Source organism: Ruixingdingia sedimenti (genome assembly GCF_031432425.1).
In the GTDB taxonomy this organism is placed as follows: domain Bacteria; phylum Pseudomonadota; class Alphaproteobacteria; order Rhodobacterales; family Rhodobacteraceae; genus Ruixingdingia; species Ruixingdingia sedimenti.
The window spans coordinates 1-977 of sequence record NZ_JAVKPH010000119.1 but is presented as its reverse complement, the minus strand read 5'-3'; the positions used below and the strand labels follow the sequence as shown (position 1 = coordinate 977).

The following is a 977-nucleotide window of genomic DNA, read 5'->3' as shown; positions in this document are numbered from 1 at the left end:
GGGCCAGACCCGGATCGACGGCATCGACGACAAGATCATCGGTCTCTATGCGGCCGGGCTGTCGGTGCGCGACATCCAGGCCCATCTCGAGGAGATCTACGGGCTTCGGGTGTCGCCCGACCTGATCAGCCGCGTCACCGATGCGGTGCTGGAAGAGGTCCGGGACTGGCAGCACCGGGCGCTGGACCGAATGTATCCGATCGTCATTTTCGACGCCCTGCGCGTGAAGATCCGTGACGCCGACAGCCGGATGGTCCGGAACAAGGCGGTCTACATCGCTCTGGGCGTCACCCGGGAGGGCGAGCGCGAGGTCCTCGGGCTCTGGATCGCCGACAACGAAGGCGCCAAGTTCTGGCTCTCGGTCATGAACGAGCTTCGCAATCGGGGCGTCCAGGACATCCTGATCGCCGTCGTGGACGGGTTGAAGGGCTTCCCGGAGGCCATTACCGCCGCCTTCCCCGAAACCACGGTTCAGACCTGCATCGTTCACCTGATCCGCCATTCCATGAACTTCTGCAGCTGGAAGGACCGCAAGGCGGTGGCCGCCGACCTGCGCCCGATCTACGAGGCCCCGACCGCCGAGGAGGCTGCCCGCCGACTCGATGATTTCGAGGAAAGATGGGCCGGGAAATACCCGTCCATCGCCCCGGCCTGGCGGCGGGCGTGGGCCGAGGTGATCCCGTTCTTCGCCTTCAGCGCGGCGATCCGGAAGATCATCTACACCACCAACGCCGTGGAATCGCTGAACCGGGTGCTGCGGAAAACGCTGAAGACCAAGGGCTCATTCCCCACCGAGGAGGCAGCAACCAAGCTGATCTTCCTGGCCATACGCAACTTCGAGAAGGGTGGCCGCGCTGTCCGGGAATGGGTTGCCGCCCGCAATCAGCTGGCCATAATGTTCGCAGGGCGCTTCGACGCCTGACTGTATCTGAAAACCGCATGGGTCGGCTCAGATACACAGAGTTTCAGACACTCCC

General features: G+C 63.9%; 1 protein-coding gene. It reads left to right on the top strand.

Going from position 1 to position 977, the window contains the following annotated elements:
• On the top strand, positions 1-922 hold a 922-nt coding region (locus RGD00_RS23375), incomplete at its 5' end, for an IS256 family transposase (RefSeq protein WP_310459626.1).
• Between the last annotated feature and the right edge of the window lie 55 nt (positions 923-977).